Source organism: Bradyrhizobium sp. (genome assembly GCF_035935975.1).
Lineage (GTDB): Bacteria > Pseudomonadota > Alphaproteobacteria > Rhizobiales > Xanthobacteraceae > Bradyrhizobium.
Genome location: NZ_DASYWN010000010.1, coordinates 154,440 through 172,003 on the forward strand (window position 1 = coordinate 154,440; position 17,564 = coordinate 172,003).

At 65.1% G+C, this 17,564-nt stretch carries 17 protein-coding genes; 9 read left to right on the plus strand and 8 right to left on the minus strand.

From position 1 onward, the window contains the following. Positions 1 to 63: 63 nt before the first annotated feature. The 3 genes from VGR99_RS04405 (at position 64) to VGR99_RS04415 (ending at position 3,756) form a co-directional block, all read left to right on the plus strand. Entirely contained in the window at positions 64 to 1,023 is a 960-nt protein-coding gene (locus VGR99_RS04405) for an AraC family transcriptional regulator (RefSeq protein WP_326897078.1), read from the plus strand. A gap of 516 nt (positions 1,024 to 1,539) precedes the next feature. After that, entirely contained in the window at positions 1,540 to 2,745 is a 1,206-nt protein-coding gene (locus VGR99_RS04410) for an NAD(P)/FAD-dependent oxidoreductase (protein WP_326897079.1), read from the plus strand. Positions 2,746 to 2,820: 75 nt separating this feature from the next. Then, positions 2,821 to 3,756 (plus strand): MBL fold metallo-hydrolase, encoded by a 936-nt coding sequence (locus tag VGR99_RS04415; protein ID WP_326897080.1) that lies wholly within the window; start codon positions 2,821 to 2,823, stop codon positions 3,754 to 3,756. Between the two features lie 102 nt (positions 3,757 to 3,858). Here VGR99_RS04415 and VGR99_RS04420 read toward each other — a convergent pair whose 3' ends face one another. The 3 genes from VGR99_RS04420 to VGR99_RS04430 are packed head-to-tail and all read right to left on the minus strand — an operon-like array spanning position 3,859 to position 6,744. Further along, the gene (locus VGR99_RS04420) at positions 3,859 to 4,323 is read right to left on the minus strand and encodes a DoxX family protein (protein ID WP_326897081.1); all 465 of its coding nucleotides are present in this window, start codon (positions 4,321 to 4,323) and stop codon (positions 3,859 to 3,861) included. A 26-nt stretch (positions 4,324 to 4,349) separates the two neighbouring features. Continuing rightward, positions 4,350 to 5,708 carry an MFS transporter gene (locus tag VGR99_RS04425; RefSeq protein ID WP_326897082.1) on the minus strand — a complete coding sequence of 453 codons (1,359 nt, stop codon included), beginning with the start codon at positions 5,706 to 5,708 and terminating at the stop codon, positions 4,350 to 4,352. Beyond that, positions 5,677 to 6,744: an amidohydrolase family protein gene (locus VGR99_RS04430; RefSeq protein ID WP_326897083.1), complete on the minus strand. Its 1,068-nt coding sequence runs from the start codon at positions 6,742 to 6,744 to the stop codon at positions 5,677 to 5,679. The genes VGR99_RS04425 and VGR99_RS04430 overlap by 32 nt, the downstream gene beginning before the upstream one ends. Positions 6,745 to 6,921: 177 nt before the next feature. On the opposite strand from VGR99_RS04430, the gene VGR99_RS04435 reads away from it, so the two are divergent. Both VGR99_RS04435 and VGR99_RS04440 read left to right on the plus strand, forming a co-directional pair. After that, a complete protein-coding gene (locus VGR99_RS04435; protein WP_326897084.1) occupies positions 6,922 to 7,476 on the plus strand; it encodes a MarR family winged helix-turn-helix transcriptional regulator in 555 nt (184 codons plus the stop codon). Between the two features lie 21 nt (positions 7,477 to 7,497). Next, on the plus strand, positions 7,498 to 8,709 hold the full coding sequence (locus VGR99_RS04440; RefSeq protein ID WP_326897085.1) for a 3-hydroxybenzoate 6-monooxygenase: 1,212 nt from the start codon (positions 7,498 to 7,500) through the stop codon (positions 8,707 to 8,709). 29 nt (positions 8,710 to 8,738) lie between these two features. Here the strand turns inward: VGR99_RS04440 and VGR99_RS04445 are convergent, their stop codons facing one another. Together VGR99_RS04445 and VGR99_RS04450 are read right to left on the minus strand one after the other, a co-directional pair. Beyond that, entirely contained in the window at positions 8,739 to 9,470 is a 732-nt protein-coding gene (locus VGR99_RS04445) for a cytochrome c biogenesis CcdA family protein (protein ID WP_326897086.1), read from the minus strand. A 202-nt stretch (positions 9,471 to 9,672) separates the two neighbouring features. Beyond that, positions 9,673 to 9,939, minus strand: a complete 267-nt coding sequence (locus VGR99_RS04450) for a hypothetical protein (RefSeq protein WP_326897087.1) — start codon at positions 9,937 to 9,939, stop codon at positions 9,673 to 9,675. Between the two features lie 492 nt (positions 9,940 to 10,431). On the opposite strand from VGR99_RS04450, the gene VGR99_RS04455 reads away from it, so the two are divergent. The 4 genes from VGR99_RS04455 (at position 10,432) to VGR99_RS04470 (ending at position 14,545) form a co-directional block, all read left to right on the plus strand. Beyond that, complete coding sequence (locus tag VGR99_RS04455) at positions 10,432 to 11,481, plus strand: LysR family transcriptional regulator (protein ID WP_326897088.1); 1,050 nt, start codon at positions 10,432 to 10,434, stop codon at positions 11,479 to 11,481. Between the two features lie 29 nt (positions 11,482 to 11,510). Further along, on the plus strand, positions 11,511 to 11,882 hold the full coding sequence (locus VGR99_RS04460; protein WP_027558475.1) for a helix-turn-helix domain-containing protein: 372 nt from the start codon (positions 11,511 to 11,513) through the stop codon (positions 11,880 to 11,882). 382 nt (positions 11,883 to 12,264) lie between these two features. Beyond that, entirely contained in the window at positions 12,265 to 13,611 is a 1,347-nt protein-coding gene (locus tag VGR99_RS04465) for a L,D-transpeptidase family protein (RefSeq protein WP_326897089.1), read from the plus strand. A 112-nt stretch (positions 13,612 to 13,723) separates the two neighbouring features. Continuing rightward, positions 13,724 to 14,545, plus strand: coding sequence for an enoyl-CoA hydratase (locus VGR99_RS04470; protein WP_326897090.1), 822 nt, complete (start codon positions 13,724 to 13,726; stop codon positions 14,543 to 14,545). Between the two features lie 251 nt (positions 14,546 to 14,796). On the opposite strand, the gene VGR99_RS04475 is transcribed toward VGR99_RS04470, so the two are convergent. The 3 genes from VGR99_RS04475 to VGR99_RS04485 form a co-directional block, all read right to left on the minus strand. Continuing rightward, complete coding sequence (locus VGR99_RS04475; protein WP_326897091.1) at positions 14,797 to 15,213, minus strand: ASCH domain-containing protein; 417 nt, start codon at positions 15,211 to 15,213, stop codon at positions 14,797 to 14,799. 38 nt (positions 15,214 to 15,251) lie between these two features. After that, on the minus strand, positions 15,252 to 16,331 hold the full coding sequence (locus VGR99_RS04480) for an isocitrate/isopropylmalate dehydrogenase family protein (protein ID WP_326897092.1): 1,080 nt from the start codon (positions 16,329 to 16,331) through the stop codon (positions 15,252 to 15,254). A 137-nt stretch (positions 16,332 to 16,468) separates the two neighbouring features. Beyond that, complete coding sequence (locus VGR99_RS04485) at positions 16,469 to 17,536, minus strand: alcohol dehydrogenase (RefSeq protein ID WP_326897093.1); 1,068 nt, start codon at positions 17,534 to 17,536, stop codon at positions 16,469 to 16,471. Between the last annotated feature and the right edge of the window lie 28 nt (positions 17,537 to 17,564).

The window sequence follows — 17,564 nt, forward strand, 5'->3', positions numbered from 1 at the left end:
CGCCGACCCGTGCAAATACGGACGCCTGATTTGACGCTCGATGCGATCAGGAGATTCCATGCAATGACCGGGAGCACCGCACGCATGCGCGATCCCTCGCACAAGAGCTTGCCACCATCGCCATCTGCACAGCCCAACGACGGCTCGGCGCCCGAACTGCGCGCCGCCGACGCGGAGATGGCGCGCGTACTCAAGACACAGCCGCTGCGCATGGCCTCCGATTTCCAAAGCGGCGCCATCGCCTATTGGAAGCACGAGGCGCTGCACGACGTGGTCGAACCCATGGCCGATCACGTCGTCATGACCTATCCCGTCGGCTCGCAGGCACTGGAGCGGCGCAGCGGAAAATCGGCCGCCATCAGCACGGCGCGCCCCGGCGTCGTGACGATCATTCCGGCGGGTTCGACGTCGCGATGGGACATTCACCGGCCCATGCATGTCGTTCAGCTCTATCTTCCGCAGAAGACGCTGCTGCGGATCGCCGATGAGGCCAACACGGCAGGGCCCGGCGATCTCCTGGAAAGGACCGGGCATCCCGACGCCATTACGTCGCGCCTGCTGCTGAGCGCTGCCGACGCGCTCGACGGCAGGGCCGCACTGGACACGTTGTTCAGGCAGCAATTGACCGATCTCCTCGCCACGCGCCTGCTCGCCGCCCACGCCGGCGTTGCCGCCACGCCGCAGCCGATCGTCGGCGGGCTCTCGCCGGCGGTCCTGCGCCGGGCGATCGAGCGGCTGCGGTCGGACAGCGACGCGGACGTTTCGCTCTCGGCGCTCGCATCCGATGCCGGCCTGTCGCGTTTCCATTTCTGCCGCGCCTTCAAGGAGAGCACCGGACTCTCGCCGCATGGCTGGCTGCGCCAGCACCGGCTCGAGCAGGCCATGAACATGCTCCGCGAGACCGACGAATCGGTCGTCTCGATCGCGGCTGCGCTCGGCTATTCCTCGCAGACCGCCTTCGCCGCCGCCTTCAAGAAGCTGATGGGCGAAACGCCGAGCGATTGGCGCAAGCGCGTCCGTTGACAGCAATCGCGCGATAGCGACGGCAATCGCTCTGGCGCAGTCGACGATCTGGTTCGCTAGACATTGCAGCATCGCAGCACGCGGACGGAGACGAACGATGGACTGGAAATCTCTTGCGATTGCACCACGACGGAGAGCCGTCTCGACGGCGCTCATATACGGCCTATCCCTGACCGTGCGTTTCACCTCGCCAACGGCAGAAGAAGCGCCGGCACAGGTCGCGCAAGGCACGAACCACGCGACGTCAATCCTGCTCGATCGCAGCTGGCCCAACAGACCGACGATGCCGATCGCCCTGCGCGGCTGGCCGTTGGGTCCGCGAAGCTGCCGCGCGGCCTGTGAGGGCCCTGCGCTCTTGTCCTCACTGCCGAACTGCTCCGCGCCGTAAAGGCCCAGCCGTCTCCGTCTCACCTCTCTGCGTCATCATCGACCGTAACAAGCACCGCTCGCATCGCGCGGCGACGATGGCGCACGCGCGAACCAACCCGATCCCGAACCAACTCTGGAGTGAACCACATGCGACTGCTCATCATTGGCGCCGGCTTCGCCGGCATGTACGCCGCCCTCTCCGCCGCCCGCCTCCGCGACATCCAGGGCGTCTCGCCCGAAAATCTCGAGATCGCGCTGATCGCGCCGGAGCCGACGCTGGTGGTCCGCCCGCGGCTCTATGAGCCGAAGCCGGAAACCCTGACGGCGCCGCTGCTCGACGTCCTCACGGCGATCGACGTCGACTACATCCAGGGCAGCGCCGAGACCGTCAACACCGAGGCGCGGACGGTGCAGATCGCGACAGCAAAGGGCCCGAAGAAGACCTTGTCCTACGACCGCTTGGTGATCGCCACCGGCAGCCGCCTGTTCCGTCCCAACATTCCCGGCCTCGCCGAGCACGGCTTCAGTGTCGACTCGCTCGATGACGCGATCGCATTGGATAAGCATCTGCACGGTCTCGCCGACCGGCCGGCCGTGAACGGCCGCGACACGGTGGTCGTCGCCGGCGGCGGCTTCACCGGCATCGAGGCCGCGACCGAATTGCCCACGCGCCTGCGCAATATCTTCGGCGAGGATTCCAAGACGCGCGTGATCATCGTCGAGCGCAATAACGCAATCGCCCCTGACATGGGCGAAGGTCCCCGCCCCGTGATCGTGGACGCGCTGAACAAGCTCGGCGTGGAGACACGGCTCGGCGCCGGCGTCGCCTCGCTCGACAAATCCGGTGTCACGCTGTCGACCGGCGAGCACATCGAGACCGAGACCGTGGTCTGGGCCGCAGGCATCCGCGCCGCGCCATTGACCGCGCAGATTCCTGCCGAGCGCGACAATTTCGGCCGGCTGCTGGTCGATCGCGATCTGCGCGTGCCGGGTGTGGCCGGCGTCTTCGCCACCGGCGATGCCGCCCGCGCGGCCTGCGATGACGACGGCAATTACGCGCTGATGTCGTGCCAGCACGCCACGCGCATGGGCGCCTTTGCCGGCAACAACGCCGCGGCCGAGCTGCTCGGCGTTCCGACCAGATCTTATCACCAGAAAGCCTATGTCACCTGCCTCGACCTCGGCGAAGCCGGCGCGATGTTCACGCGGGGCTGGGAGCGCAAGGTCGAGATGGTCGGCGACGTCGCCAAGAAGACCAAGCACGAGATCAACACCGTCTGGATCTATCCGCCGAAGGCCGAGCGCGCCGCAGCGCTGGCCTCGGCCGATCCGGAGCGTGTCACCGCTCTCTGACGCATGACGCGATCACGGCCGCGCACTCCCGGCTGCGCGACCGGCTCAACCAATCACCGCCGGGGACCACTCATCATGAGCCAGGAGACGAACATGAATCTGCACAATCCCTCACATCCCGTGGCATCGGGCCCCGAAGAGCTCGTTCCGTCGCGCTACGCGGTCAAGATCGGCGATATCGACGTGCTGGTGGTCAGCGACGGCGTGCTGCCGCTGCCGACCACGATGCTGGCGCACAACGCGGCCCCGGCCGATCGCGCGGCCTGGCTGCACGACATGTTCCTGCCGCAGGACGCTTTCGACTGGGCGCTGAATGCGGTGATGGTCAAGAGCGGCGGCAGGACCATTCTCATCGACGCCGGCCTCGGCTCCGACCCCGATCTGCACCTGCCGCGGGCCGGCCAGTTGATCAAGCGACTGGAGGCCGCCGGCATCGATCTGTCGGCCGTGACCGATCTGGTGCTGACCCACATGCACATGGACCATATCGGCGGGCTGCTCGTCGACGGCGTGAAGCAGCGGCTGCGCAAGGATGTGCGCATCCACGTGGCGGCCGCCGAGGTCAAGTTCTGGGAGGCGCCCGACTTCACCCACACCAACATGCCGCAGGGTTTTCCGGATGCGCTCCGCGCGACCGCCAGGCGGTTCGTGCAGGAGTACGGCAGTCAGCTGCGCACATTCGATGAGACGCACGAGATTGCGCCCGGCGTCGTCGCCCGTCGCACCGGCGGTCACACCCCCGGACATAGCGTGGTTCGCGTGGCGTCCGGCAAGGACGCACTGACATTCGCCGGCGACGCCGTATTCGCCGTCGGGTTCGAGCAACCCGACTGGCACAACGGCTTCGAGCACGATCCCGAGGAAGCTGCGCGCGTTCGTATCAACCTCTTGCGGGAGCTTGCGGCGACCGGCGAGATGCTGGTGGCTACGCATTTGCCGTTCCCGTCGGTCGGACGCGTCGCGGTCGACGGCGACGCCTTCCGCTGGGTACCCGTGTTCTGGGACTACTGAGCGCTTGATGGATCAAGGCGAACCAGGGCGCGCATTCGCAGCGTTGACGCGTGTGCGCCCTGGTTCAATCGCGAGCGATGCGTCCGGCGTCGCTGGGATTGATCACGACAGGTGCGGCGCGCCCTTGGGCCCCGGCCAGATGGCGGCCTGCACGGCATAGGCGCCGGGTCCGTAGGTCGCGATGAGGGCAAGAGCCCCGAGCAGGCCGAGGTTCTTCAGGAAGTTGATGGTCTGCATCACCACCTGCGCGTCCGGCGCGGCCCAGAAATTGTGGAACATCAGCGTGGCAGCAATGGTGAACGGGATCAGGACCAGCGCCGCCTGGCGCGCGAACAGGCCGAACAGCAGGGCCATGCCGCATCCGAGCTCCACCGACAATGCGCCTGCGGCGAGCACTGCGCCGAATCCGTCGGCCCCTCCAGGAAGCCGGCTCGCCGTGGCCGCAAATGCCAGCACCTTTCCGGTGCCGCTGTAGAGAAACAGCGGCGCGATCGCGATTCGTGCGAACAGAAGCGCCCATGCGTCGAACGGGCCTGTGGTCGCAACGGAACGCGTGGATGTCGGCATTTTGGATCTCCTCTGGTGAAGCCTGATTATTCCGCCGGTGCGATATCGGCACGCGGCAGACGATTTGCGACGGCCGCGCCAAGCGACCCGATCGCCAGCGCGCCGACGATGGATGCACCACCGATCGCCCAGAACACGGCGTTGGGGCCGCCGGTCGCCTGTTGCAGCAGGCCGATGACATAGGGGCCGAGGATCGCGCCGATCCGGCCGATGCCCAATTCCATCCCGACGCCGCTGGCGCGGAAGCAGGTCTCGTACGAGCCGGCGGTGAAGTTGTTCAGCACGTGCTGCGCGCCGATGATGCAGAAGCCGGCAACGGCGACGATGGCGAGGTTGACGCCGTGACCGCTGACGAAGACGAGTGCCAGCACGGCAATGCCGCCGGTGATCCACCAGGTCGCGAGATAGCGCGGCGTGAGCGTGAAATTACGGTCGGCGAGCATCGCGAGCGTGAGACCGCCGATGAACGACATCGCCTGCATCAGCGCGCCGAAGCCGAACGAGGCCGCAAAGGTCTCGCCGCGCTTGAGCATGACGGTCGGAATCCAGCCGGTCAGACCGAAGATCGCGAACAGGCTGAGGAACGCGGTGATCCAGATCGTCAGCGAGAGGCGGCGATAGCGCGGGCTCAGCAAGGCTGCGATCGTGCTCTGCGGCGGCGGCGCGGCATTCGCCGCAAAGGTCGCATTCTCATAGACGGCCGCCCGCTCCGGCCGCAGCCGTGCCAGCAGCGCGCGCAACTCCGCGACACGCGACCGCGTCGCCAGGAACCGCGGGCTTTCCGGCAGAATAGCGTGCGCCACGAAGGTCAGCGGGATCGACAGCGCGCCGACGTAATAGAGGATCTGCCAGCCATGCTGCGGGGTCAGGAACACGCCGACGAGACCGGCGAAGACGCCGCCGAGCGACCAGCCCAGCGTCACACCCCACAGCGAGAAGGTGTTGCTGACACGCTTGGGCGCGAGCTCGTTGATGAAGGTGGTCCCCAGCGGCAGCAGCACGCCGAGGCCGAGCCCGGTGGCGAAACGCAGCGCGCAGTAGCTCCAGAAGTCGTTTGCGAGCATGGCGGTCAGCAACGTGAAGACGTTGACGATCCACAGGCCGGCAAGCAGCGTGCCGCGCCGGCCGAAACGGTCGGCCAGGCTGCCGTGACCGATCGCGCCGAACAGGAAGCCGACCAGACCCGAGCTCACCAGGAACCCCGCCTGGCTTGGCTGCAGGCCCCAGGGCTCGACCACATAGTGGATGACATAGGCGGGATTGAAAGTGTCATAGCCGTCGAACAGCGTGATGAACGTAATCAGGATACCGAGCTGCTTGTGGAACGGGCCGATCGCAGCGCCGGACAATTCCTCATGCACGTCGATTTCGGACGAGATGCTCACGGGTTTCCTCCATTGAGATTGCTGACACGGTCTGCTCTGCGGCAGATTGGGTCTTGGGATCGCCGAGCCCGAACAGGGCGCGGGCGTTGTCGCGGCCGATCTTGATACGGTCGCCTTCGGAGATCGCCGCGGTGTCGAACCAGTCGGCGGCATGGTCGATGTTCTCGAACGGCCAGTCGGCGGAGAACAGGATGCGGTCGGCGCCGATCTCGAGCATCGCGTCGATCAGCGCCTGGGTGCGGAAATTGCCCGACGTGGTGATGTAGAAGTTCTCCCGGAAGTATTCGGCGATCTTGCGCTTCGCGGGATAGGCGTTCTGGGTCCGCATCCACTTGTTGTGATTGTCGACGCGCCACATCGAGTACGGCAGCCCCTCGCCCATGTGGCCGAGGATGACCTGCAGCCGGGGATAGGCGTCGAACAGGCCGGAGCCCATCAGGCGCAGGGCATGCACCGCGGTCTCCTGCCCGAACGCCCAGGTCGGTCCCAGCAACCAGCGATGCCCCTCATAGATCGCGGCGTCCTTCGCCAGCGGATTGCGCGGATGCAGGTAGAAGGGAACGCCGAGGCGCTCGACCTCCGACCAGAACGGCCAGAACTCCTTGCGGTCGTAGTAGATCGCATGATCGGTGCCGGCGAGCTCGCTGAAGCCGTTAACGAGCGCGCCGCGAAATCCAAGCGTGCTGACGCTGCGATCGAGCTCGCGCGCGGCAGCATCCGGATCCTGCATCGGCAGCGCCGCAAGCCCCTGGAAGCGATCCGGCCGCCTCGCGACCTGCTCGGCGAGGAAATCGTTGGCGCGGCGTGACAGCTCCAGCGCGCGGTTGCGGTCCGCAATCGCCTGTACGGCCGGTGCGTTCAGCGACAGCAGCATCATGTCGATGCCATGCGCGTCCATCTCGGCCAACCGCCGGTCGTGAATGTCGAGCAGCCGCGCCTCGAGTTCGCGCCAATCGTCCGCCGGCGCGAAGCCCGCGCTGTCCTGAACGGTGTCGTCCATCGCGAAATGCTCTTCGAGCGCGATCTTGCCCTGCATGGCGTCGGTCCTTCGGCTTTGCTTTCGGCGTTGACAATGCAAAGCACTTGATCCAAATACTTGTCAATGAGAAAGTTTCATTTGCAAATAATTGATACGCAAATATTGCACATGCGAAGGTTGGCGCTTAATCCGGGCGGAGCTCTCCCGCCAGGACCCAAGCCCGGACCTAAACTCATGTATCGATTTTCGAATTCGCTTCCCTATCTGCTCGCCCGGTTGGGCGTACGCATGGGCGACCTGTTCACGCGTGTGATACGTCACGAGAAGTTGACGCTGCCGATGTACCGCGTGCTCGCCGCGCTGTCGGAGCAAGGCCGTCCGTTGCGGCTCGGCGAGATCGCCGAACTCACCTCGGCCGACGTGTCCACGCTGTCCCGCATCGTCGCGGAGATGAGCCGCGTCGGCTTGTTGACACGCGATCGGCCCGAGAACGACCAGCGCAGCCTTCAAGTCGCCCTGACGCCCAGGGGCGCGGAGCTCGCAGAACGGCTGATGCCGCTCGCCGCCTATTATGAAGAGGTCGTCACCGGCAACATGTCGGCGAAGGAATCGGCCGAGCTGAAGCGCGTGCTGGTCGAGCTCTATCACAACATCGATCGGCTCGAGCAGGAAGTCGAAGCCGGATTGATCAAGGTGGCGCCGTCGCCGCGACCGAAGGACGTCCGCGACGAGCAGCCGGAGACGCGCAGCAAGGCGAGCAAGCCGCGCGCAAAGACGTCAAGAAAATAGGAAAACCACCAAGGAGAGGACATGCGACAGGATCCCATCATCATTGCCGGCGGCGGCATCGGCGGACTGGCAGCCGCAATCGCCCTGGCCCAGAAGGGTTTCCAGGTCACGGTCCTGGAACGCGCGGCGCGCTATCAGGAGATCGGCGCCGGCATTCAGCTCGGTCCCAACGCATTCCACGCCTTCGACCGGCTCTCGCTCGGCGATGCCGCCCGCTCGATCGCCGTGTTCATCGACCAGCTTCGCCTGATGGACGCGATCTCGGCGGAAGAGATCACCAGCATCGATCTGACCAGCTATTTCCGCCGGCGCTTCGGCAATCCCTACGCCGTGGTCCATCGCGGCGATCTTCACGGCATTTTCGTCCGTGCCTGCGACGCGCACCCCAACGTCACGCTGCGGACCGATTGCGACGTCGTCGGCTACGAGCAGAACCGCCTGTCGGCGACGGCGCAGCTCAAGTCCGGTGAGCGTGTCACCGGATGTCTCCTGATCGGCGCGGACGGGCTCCGCTCCCGGATTCGCCAGCAGATGGTCGCGGACGGTGCGCCGCGGGTCGCCGGCCACACCACCTATCGGTCGGTCATCCCGACCGAGCAGATGCCCGAGGATCTGCGCTGGAACGCCGCGACATTATGGGCCGGCGCCAAGTGCCATCTCGTGCATTACCCGCTCTCGGGCTGGAAGGTGTTCAACCTCGCGATCACCTGCCACAACGATCCCGCCGAGGCGTTCGCGGCAAGGCCCGTGAACCATGACGAAGTGCTCGAAGGCTTCCGGGACGTGCATCCGCGCGCGAAGGCGATCATTCATCACGGACGGGACTGGAAGGCGTGGGTGACCTGCGACCGCGATCCGACCGATCGCTGGACCGACGGACGCGTCGTTCTGCTCGGCGATGCCGCCCATCCCATGCTGCAATATTTCGCGCAAGGCGCCTGCATGGCGCTGGAGGACGCCGTCTGCCTCGCCGACGAACTCGATGAGACCGAAGGCGATGTCGCCAACGCGCTGGAGCGATACAGAACCGCAAGAATGCTGCGCACCGCGCGCGTCCAGCTTGGGGCACGTGAGCTCGGCGATCACGTCTATCACCCGGCGGGCGTCCACGCCTTGCTGCGCAATCAGCTCATGCGCGAAACCAGCCTGGAGCGTTTCTGCGAGAATGTCGCCTGGCTGTATCAATCCCCGTTCCCGGCCCTGACGCCGGATGCGGCGAGACGCCTCGCGTAGCTCTAAGGGAGCAGCGCGCTGATCCGGTGCTAACCGATCGTCTGCAGCGCCGGGAAGGTCTCAAGCAGCCAGATGCTCACATTCGAGACGGCGCCGGTGAGAAAGCCGATGCCGGTGATCACCATCAACACGCCCATGGCGCGCTCGACATTGGCGAGATGGCCCTTCATGCGCGCGAACAGTTTTGAGAACTGCTCGATCATCAGCGCGGCGATCAGGAAGGGAATACCGAGCCCCGCCGAATAGACCGCGAGCAGGCCCGCGCCCTTCGTCACGGTGGCCTCCGCGGCGGCGATCGAGAGGATCGCGGCCAGGATCGGGCCGATGCAGGGCGTCCAGCCGAAGGCGAAGGCGAGGCCCATGATGTAGGCGCCCCAGAGGCCGACCGGCTTGGGGATCGGCAGCCGGCCCTCGCGCATCAGCAGGCCGATACGGGTCAGTCCGAGGAAGTGCAGGCCCATGATGATGATGACGACGCCGGCGAGGATCGAGAGCTCGGCCGACCAGGCGCGGATCAGCCCGCCGATCAGCGAGGCGCTGGCGCCGAGCGCCACGAACACCGTGGAGAAACCGAGCACGAACAGCAGCGCCGACATCATGATCGCGCGCTTGGAGGCAGCGGCCTCCTCGTCGCTCTCGACATGCTCGATCGTCGCGCCCGTGAGATAGATCAAATAGGGCGGAACCAGCGGCAGGACGCAAGGGGAGAGGAAGCTGACGAGGCCGGCAATCAGCGCCGCCGGGATCGAAACATTTTGCATGGTGCAGTCGGAGCCATCTCAGGCCCGATGGCCGCGCGCTGGGATGCGCGCGCCGGAGCCAAACGGCTCTGGTGTAGCCGATGCCGGGGAATGCGCAACAGAGGCGCACAAAACCAGGGCTCCTCCCGATGCCGTCTGTGATCACAGATGCGGCATCGGGACGCGCACAAATCTCGCCAAAAAGCGAGACTCGGCGGCGTGGCTACTTCACCACGCGGAGCAGCGGACGCCGGGGCTGGTCCTGCGTCTGCTTGGAGGGGGGCTGCGGTTCGCTTCCGGCGCTCCGCAGCATTTCGTCGCACAGCGCCTTGAGATCAGCGCCGTCAATTCCTTTGAGCTTCATCCGCACGTCGAGAATGACGATGGACAGCAGTTCGGCCGACTCACGGCTGTTCATCTCGTTGAGCGCCCTGCGGCAGCCCTCGAGCGTTTCCAGCACCGACTGCAACTGTTCGTCTGAATGCGACACCGGCGTTCTTTCCGTTAATTCGGCCTGCGAGAATTGTTTGTGGTGATCCCCTCGGCCCCCATCGAGTACCGAGGATAGCATGAGGCTCCTGCGCCCCTGAACATGATTTCGGTGTGTTTCCGCGCTGAAACCGCGGTTTTTGCGACCATCGCGACGTTGGGTTGGCGGCCGTCGAACGAGCGACCGCAGGCAAAACGCCTCGCGCGCTGTGATTGATCCAACGAAGAAGGCAGCAGCGCTTCTCGCGCGATGAGGTCCATTGCGGACAGCGCCGACAATCCCGCAGCCATTTCAAGGCTCGCAACGGAACTCACGCGACACCCCTCACCCGGGCGATGATCTGCCCGATTCCCAGCCATATACCCATCCCGGCGGCACCAATATACCACCCACGTGGGAGTAAGGATGACGTTCAAAACTCGTCGTTCCCCAACCCGTCGTGGTTGTGGTTTGCGCCAGATTCTGCCAGTTTAACGGACCGAAAGGACTTGTATGCACTCCTTGGCGGAAAGGGGCGTTCCACTGGAGGAACGCCCAAAGACAAATCTGAGCAGCCTCTCCGATTGGGATGCGGCCCGAATATTCTTGGAAGTCGTCCGATGCGGGAGTTTCCGCTCGGCGGCTGAACGCCTGTCGTTGTCGATCAACGCCGTCCGCCGCCGGATCGACGATTTCGAACGCCAGACCGGCACCACCCTGTTCACCCGCGACGTCCATGGCACGCATCTGACCGACGAGGGCGCGATGGTCGTCTCCGCGGTCGAGCGAATGGAGGCGGCCGCCTTCGACGTGCTGCGCACCAGTGATTCGACCGCCAACGCGCTGTCCGGCGAAGTCCGCGTCGCCGTGACCGAGGGCCTGGGCACGTTCTGGCTCGCCCCGCGGCTGGTCGAATTCCAGCAGGCCTATCCGAAAGTCCTGGTCGACCTGCATTGCGCGATGCGCTCGGCCGACGTCTCCCGCCACGAGGCCGACGTCGCCATCCACCTGTCGCGTCCGTCCGCACTCGACGTCAAGCTGGTGCGGCTCGGCCGCATGCACCTGATGTTCTGGGCTTCGGAGAAGTACCTCGAGAAATACGGCACGCCGCGGACGGCCCACGAATTGATCAAGCACCGCCTAGTGCTGCAATTCGCCGACCAGCTCGCCGCCAAGGAAACTTTTGAGAGCTTCTTCCCGGGCGTTCCGGAGCGTGACCTTCTGGTCATGAAGACCAACGTCTCGAGCGCCAACTACTGGGCGGTCGCGAACGGCGCCGGAATCGGCGTCTTCCCGAGCTACGCCATTGCGCTTGGCGGGAAGTTGATTCCACTGGAGGTCGAGTTGAACCGACCGCTGGATATCTGGTTGTCCTACCATCCCGGTAGCGGCCGGATTCCCCGCGTGCGGCACATGATTGACTGGCTGATCGAGGCTTTCAATCCAGCCCGCTTCCCGTGGTTTAAGGAAGAGTTCGTGCATCCGCATGAATTCAAGGACTCGTATATGGGCGAACCCCTGACCCAGCTCTTCGGGGGATTTTCAACCGAAGAACAAAGGTGAAAACTAAAATGAAAGCAGCGGCGAAGAGAATGAAGCAGCGCAGCGCCGGCAAGCCGGACATCGAGCTTGGCAAGCGCATCCGTCTGCGGCGCGTCGAGATGAAGATCTCGCAGGCTGAGCTCGGTGAGAAGCTCGGCGTCAGCTTCCAGCAGGTCCAGAAATACGAGAAAGGCGTCAATCGCGTCGGCGCGGCTCGGCTTCAGCAGATCGCCTCCGCCCTCGACGTGCCGGTGACCTTCTTCTACGACGGCGACAACAAGGCGCGCGAAGTCGAGAGCCTGCTGTTCCTCGACTCGGCCTTCAGCCTCCGCCTTCTGCGCGCCTACAGCAAGATCAAGGACCAGACGGTGCAGCGTCAGCTCGTATCGTTGATGGAATCGATCGCGGCGAACGAAGGCTGAGATCGGCGCTCTGGCCTTGACGGCCGATGTTCAATCCGCCGCGTCGCGGGGGCGCGGCCGGATTGGACGAGACCGACGGGACCAGATCTGGGCTCGCGCGCGTGCGCGCGGCCTTTCTCGGGCGGCTTGGCCGCCCTTTTTTCTTGTCTGTTTGACCGCCATTCGTCGCGGATTTTGCGAACCCATCCCGCCCCTGCAGCGACCCAATGAGAGCCTCCGCACCTGACACGCGGAGTTTTTGATTCGCCGTGCTTAATGGGACCTCAACACTGGTGTCCTAGTTTTCCGCCGATTTTGCGAATCGGTGCCCGCGGCGCGGCGGCCGGAAATTGCCAATGCGAGCGCCCGCGAGGGCCTCGTTCTCATGGGGACGATGGGACAGATGTCGAAACGCCATGCGATGATCATTGCCGTCGGTCTGCTCGCAAGCGCCTCCGCGCTGGCGCAGACCGAGACCGTCGGCCAGGCCGGGCCCAAGCCCGCGACGTCAGGCACGGTGCCGGCCGCGGCGAACCCGGCCCATGCGCCCGCGCCGAAAGCTGCCGCGCCAGGCTCGGCCTCGACGGCGGAGAGCCGCTCGGCCGCGGCGCTCGCGATGACGCACGAGCCGACCTACGACGAGGGCTCGGCCCAGCGCATCAAGGATGCCGCGCTGAGCTATTCCGACCTCGCGGTGCGCGGCGGCTGGCCGACCATCCCGGCGGATGCGAAGTTCGCGCTCGGCGTCCAGGGCGCCAATGACGATCTCTTGCGCAAGCGGCTGATCATCTCCGGCGACCTCGTCGCCGACAAGGCGAGCGGCGCCTTCGACCAGGATCTCGCGGACGCCGTGAAACGCTTCCAGGCCCGCCATGGCTTGGCGCCGACCGGCACGGTGACGCCGCGTACGCTCGCGGCGATGAACGTCTCCGTGCAGAAGCGCATCCGGCAGCTCGAGGCTTCGCTCGAGCGGCTCGAGAACATGAATTTCGGCTTCGGCCAGCGCTATGTCGTGGTCAACATCCCCGCCGCCTTCGCCGAAGCGGTCGAGAACGACGTGGTGGTGCGGCGCTATCGCGTCATCGTCGGCAAGACCGAAAAGCCCTCTCCGACGCTGACGGCGCAAATCACCAGCGTCGTGCTCAATCCGACCTGGACCGTCCCCGCCTCGATCGCCAAGACCGAGATCTCCGCGCATATGCGCAAGGACCCGACCTACCTGTCGCGCATGCACATGGAGGTGCTCGATGCCCACGACAATCCGATCGATCCGCATTCGGTCGACTGGTCGGGCACGCACACGCCGAACTTCACCGTGCGTCAGCAGAACGGCACCTTCAACGCGCTCGGTGCCGTCAAGATCGACATGCCGAACGCCTATTCGGTCTACATGCACGACACCAACCAGCGCAATCTGTTCAGCGACGACTATCGCTTCGATTCCCACGGCTGCTCGCGCGTGGACAATGTGCGCGATCTCGCCGCCTGGCTGCTCAAGGACCAGCCGAAGTGGAGCCGCGCCGCGATCGACGCGGAGATCGCAAGCGGCCAGCATCTCGACGTCGCCATGACGAAGAAGGTGCCGGTGGCCTGGATCTATCTCACGGCCTGGATGACCAAGGACCAGACCATCCAGTTCCGCAACGACGTCTATAACCAGGACGAGCAACTGCTCGAGGCGACCGCCGAAGAGGCGGCGTTCTTCGGCAGGGCCGCCGGCCATCCGCTGACCGCGCATATGGCGCAGTAGGCTCGCCATGCAATCGCGGCACAGGCGGATGCAAAGCCGTCTCCCTCGCCGCGATTGACCCGGGCCGTGGCCCGGCCGCACATTGCGCTCGCCAATGACCAGCGAGCGCGCGATGCCCGACATTTTCAGCACGACCGGAACACCCTACGCCGACGGCAAGATCCTCAAGCACACGACCGGCGGGGTCGGCGTCATCACCTTCAACAATCCCGACAAGCGCAATGCGATGTCGCTGGAGATGTGGGAGGGATTTGGCGAAGCGCTGACGGCCTTGCGCGACGACGATGCCGTGCGCGTCGTGATCCTGCGCGGCGCCGGCGGCAAGGCGTTCGTGTCAGGCGCCGACATCAGCCAGTTCGAGAAGACGCGCCACAACGCGGCGGCCTCCGAGGAATATGCCAAGCGCAGCGCCGCTCAGCGCGCGCTGCTCGCCGACTATCCCAAGCCGACGATCGCCTGCATCGAAGGGTTTTGCCTCGGCGGCGGCATGCAGGTCGCGATGCTCGCCGATATCCGCCTCGCCGCGCATGGCAGCCAGTTCGGCATCCCCGCGGCCAGGCTCGGCATCGCCTATGGCTATGACGGATTGAAGCACCTGGTGTCGCTGGTCGGCCCGTCCTGGGCGCGGCTCCTGATGTACACGGGCATGCGCATCGAGTCCGCCGAGGCGCTGCGTATCGGCCTGGTCGAGCGCCTGTTCCCGGTCGACGAGCTCTGGGGCGAGACCATGACGATCGCACAGACCATCTCCGAGAACGCCCCGCTCGCGATCAAGGCCGCGAAGATCACCATCGCGCAGGTGCTGAAGGACGAGAGCCAGCGCGACATGGAGGCGATCAGGGCGGTCGGCCATGCCTGCATGGACAGCGCGGATTTCCGCGAGGGCCGGCAGGCCTTCATGGAAAAGCGCAAGCCGAAGTTTCAGGGGAAGTAAGGCCGTCGTCGTTGCGAGCGCGGCTCTCTCACCACCGTCATAGCGAGGAGCGCAGCGACGAAGCAATCCAGAGTATTTCCGCGGAGAGACTCTGGATTGCTTCGCTGCGCTCGCAATGACGATGTGGAGAGATCGCCCGCGGCGTCGAACGCCGTAGTCCGGAACTCCTGATATCTGTCAGCGTGAACAGACATTCAGGAAGATTAAATCCCTTTGCTGTTCGCATCTTGCAGGAGCCAGGCGAACGTCAGCTATGGTTTCTTGAGGGAGAGATCCCCGAAAACCTCGATCAACCTGAAGCGCTCGCACATCAGCATCATGTCTTCGCTGAACCGCCCGAGCCGGCCGAAATAGGTGCGATGGGCGTTGCGCCAATAGGCGAGGCTTCGATCGCCCTCGCCCTCATCGTAAGCAAAGGCGGCATCGACGTCATTGAAGCGCCGATAGGTAACCTCGGTGCTTTCGATGACGCAGCGTGGTTCCCCCCGTCCGTCGAGCACGACCCAGCGCTCGCCGGGCGTGGACGTGTTTGGTTCGTCTTCCGTGCTGCACGTCGCGGTCTTGATACCCTTGACGACAAGGTCGAGCAATTCATCGGCGAGCGCGGGACTGTCGCCGAAGGCGAAGGTCCGCAGGTGTCGATAGTGCTCGGGGACTGGCTTACTCATGACCTTCCAGTTGCTCCGATATCGGCGGTCCGCAGCATCTAGAGCGCTCCCAGCACCGCCTTCGTGATATCGGCCGTGCCATTGCTGCCGCCGAACTCCATCGGCTTGATGCCGCCGGCATAGACCTGGTCGACCGCGCGCTCGATGGTCTCGCCGGCCTCTGCCGCGCTCTCGACGCCGTGCTTGTCGGCGAGCCAGTCCAGCATCATCGCGGCCGACAGGATCATGCCGGTCGGATTGGCCTTACCCTGCCCCATGATGTCGGGCGCGGTGCCGTGGCAGGGCTGGAACACGGCATATTTGTCGCCGATGTCGGCCGACGGCGCCATGCCGAGGCCACCGATCAGGCTCGCGGTGATGTCGGAGACGATGTCGCCGAACATGTTCTCCATCACCATCACATCGAAATCCCAGGGCCGCTTCACCAGCATCGCCGAGCAGGCATCGACGTAAAGGCGATCGGTCTTCACGCCCGGATGCTTCTTCTCGATCTCGTCAAAGATGCCGCGGAAGAACGCAAAGGCCTTGAACACATTCGCCTTGTCCACGCACGTCAATGCGCCGGGCTTGCCACGCGCCTTGCGCCGCTCGGCGAGACGGAACGAGAACTCGAACAGGCGCTCGGACGTCCTGCGCGTGATCACCATGGTCTCGCGCGCATCCTCGTGGGTGACGACGCCCTTGCCCATCGAGGCGAACAGGCCTTCGGTGGATTCGCGGATCACGACGAGATCGATGCCCCGCTTGTCGGCGCCGACGATCGGGCTCGGCACGCCCGGGATCAGCCGCGCCGGTCGCACGCCGGCATAGAGATCGAAGATGAAGCGCAGCTCGATCTGCGGCGCGATCTCGGTATTATCGGGGTAGCGCACCGACGGCAGGCCGCAGGCCCCGAGCAGGATCGCGTCCGCCTCCTCGCACAGCTTGATCGTCGAGTCAGGCATCGACTTGCCGGTGGCGAGATAATTGTTGGCGCCGGCGGGCGCCTCGGTGAAGCGGAAGCTCAGGCCCGATTTCTGCTCGATCTTGCGCAGCACCTCGACGGCCGGCGCCATGACTTCGGGACCGATGCCGTCACCGGCGAGCACGGCGATGTGGAAGGCGTTGTTTGCGGACATGGGAGAGGCCTCAAGGAAGGGAGCCAGCCAAGCCGTCATTGCGAGCGAAGCGAAGCAATCCAGAACTGCATCTGCGGAGACATTCTGGATTGCTTGGTCGCTTCGCTCCTCGCAATGACGGCGGAGAGAACGTTCGACTACGGCATCAGCACCGTGCGCCCGACCACCGCGCCCTGCTGCAATTGCACCAGCGCGTCGTTGGCCTTGTTAAGCGGCGCCTTCGTCACCGGGATCGGCGCCACGTTCTTGGCCCGCACGAGGTCGAGCAGTTCCTGCGTCTCGCGCAAATTGCCGACATAGCTGCCCTGGATCGTCACCGCCTTGATCGGGATCAGCGGCAGCGCCCAGGTCGCGCCACCGCCGAACAGGCCGACGATGACGAGCTTGCCGCCCTTGGTCAGGCAGTCGAAGCCGAGTTGCGTCGTTGCGGCATTGCCGACGAGGTCGATCACGGCGCGGATCGGCCCGCCCGCTTTCTTCGCAAGCTGTTCCAGCGCATCCGGCGCCTTGGGATCGACGGTCGCGAGCGCGCCGGCCTTCTCCGCGGCCTCGCGCTTCCTGGCGTCGATATCGACCATGATCGCGCCCTTGCCGCCCATTGCTTTCAGCAGCGACAGCGCCATCAGGCCGAGACCGCCGGCACCGAACATCACGATCGGCGTGTCGAAATGCTGCTCGACCTTCTTCAGCGCGCTGTAGGTGGTGACGCCCGAGCAGGCATAGGGCGCGGTCGTCGCGGGATCGAGGCCCTTCAGATTGAGCAGATAGCGCGGATGCGGCACCAGCATGTGATCGGAATAGCCACCGTCGCAATAGACGCCGAGCGAGCGCGGCGTCAGGCACATGTTCTCGTCACCGGCGAGGCACGTCGCGCACTTGCCGCAGCCGATCCAGGGATAGACCAGGCCGACATCGCCAAGCTTGAGGCCGCCCTGGTCGGTCGGCTTGACGTCGGGACCGAACGCGAGGACTTCGCCGACGGTCTCGTGGCCCATGGTCAGCGGCAGATTGATGCCGCGATCCTTCAGCGACAGCGGCTTGCGGCCGTGGCCGAGGTCGTAGCCGCCTTCCCAGATGTGGAGGTCGCTGTGGCAGACACCGGCGGCCTTGACCTTGATCAGCACCTGCGTGCCCGACGGCTGCGGCGTGGCCTCGTCGAACTCCTGCAGCGGCGCCTTGAAATCGGCAACCTTGAAACTCTTCATCGGCGTCCTCCCGGCATACTTGTCGTCG

Excerpts from the sequence above, each read along its gene's own strand:
- VGR99_RS04405 (WP_326897078.1), top strand. The coding sequence starts at position 64 with ATGACCGGGAGCACCGCACGCATGCGCGATCCCTCGCACAAGAGCTTG.
- VGR99_RS04410 (WP_326897079.1), top strand. The coding sequence starts at position 1,540 with ATGCGACTGCTCATCATTGGCGCCGGCTTCGCCGGCATGTACGCCGCC.
- VGR99_RS04415 (WP_326897080.1), top strand. The coding sequence starts at position 2,821 with ATGAGCCAGGAGACGAACATGAATCTGCACAATCCCTCACATCCCGTG.
- VGR99_RS04420 (WP_326897081.1), bottom strand. The coding sequence starts at position 4,323 with ATGCCGACATCCACGCGTTCCGTTGCGACCACAGGCCCGTTCGACGCA.
- VGR99_RS04430 (WP_326897083.1), bottom strand. The coding sequence starts at position 6,744 with ATGCAGGGCAAGATCGCGCTCGAAGAGCATTTCGCGATGGACGACACC.
- VGR99_RS04435 (WP_326897084.1), top strand. The coding sequence starts at position 6,922 with ATGTATCGATTTTCGAATTCGCTTCCCTATCTGCTCGCCCGGTTGGGC.
- VGR99_RS04440 (WP_326897085.1), top strand. The coding sequence starts at position 7,498 with ATGCGACAGGATCCCATCATCATTGCCGGCGGCGGCATCGGCGGACTG.
- VGR99_RS04445 (WP_326897086.1), bottom strand. The coding sequence starts at position 9,470 with ATGCAAAATGTTTCGATCCCGGCGGCGCTGATTGCCGGCCTCGTCAGC.
- VGR99_RS04455 (WP_326897088.1), top strand. The coding sequence starts at position 10,432 with ATGCACTCCTTGGCGGAAAGGGGCGTTCCACTGGAGGAACGCCCAAAG.
- VGR99_RS04460 (WP_027558475.1), top strand. The coding sequence starts at position 11,511 with ATGAAGCAGCGCAGCGCCGGCAAGCCGGACATCGAGCTTGGCAAGCGC.
- VGR99_RS04465 (WP_326897089.1), top strand. The coding sequence starts at position 12,265 with ATGTCGAAACGCCATGCGATGATCATTGCCGTCGGTCTGCTCGCAAGC.
- VGR99_RS04470 (WP_326897090.1), top strand. The coding sequence starts at position 13,724 with ATGCCCGACATTTTCAGCACGACCGGAACACCCTACGCCGACGGCAAG.
- VGR99_RS04475 (WP_326897091.1), bottom strand. The coding sequence starts at position 15,213 with ATGAGTAAGCCAGTCCCCGAGCACTATCGACACCTGCGGACCTTCGCC.
- VGR99_RS04480 (WP_326897092.1), bottom strand. The coding sequence starts at position 16,331 with ATGTCCGCAAACAACGCCTTCCACATCGCCGTGCTCGCCGGTGACGGC.
- VGR99_RS04485 (WP_326897093.1), bottom strand. The coding sequence starts at position 17,536 with ATGAAGAGTTTCAAGGTTGCCGATTTCAAGGCGCCGCTGCAGGAGTTC.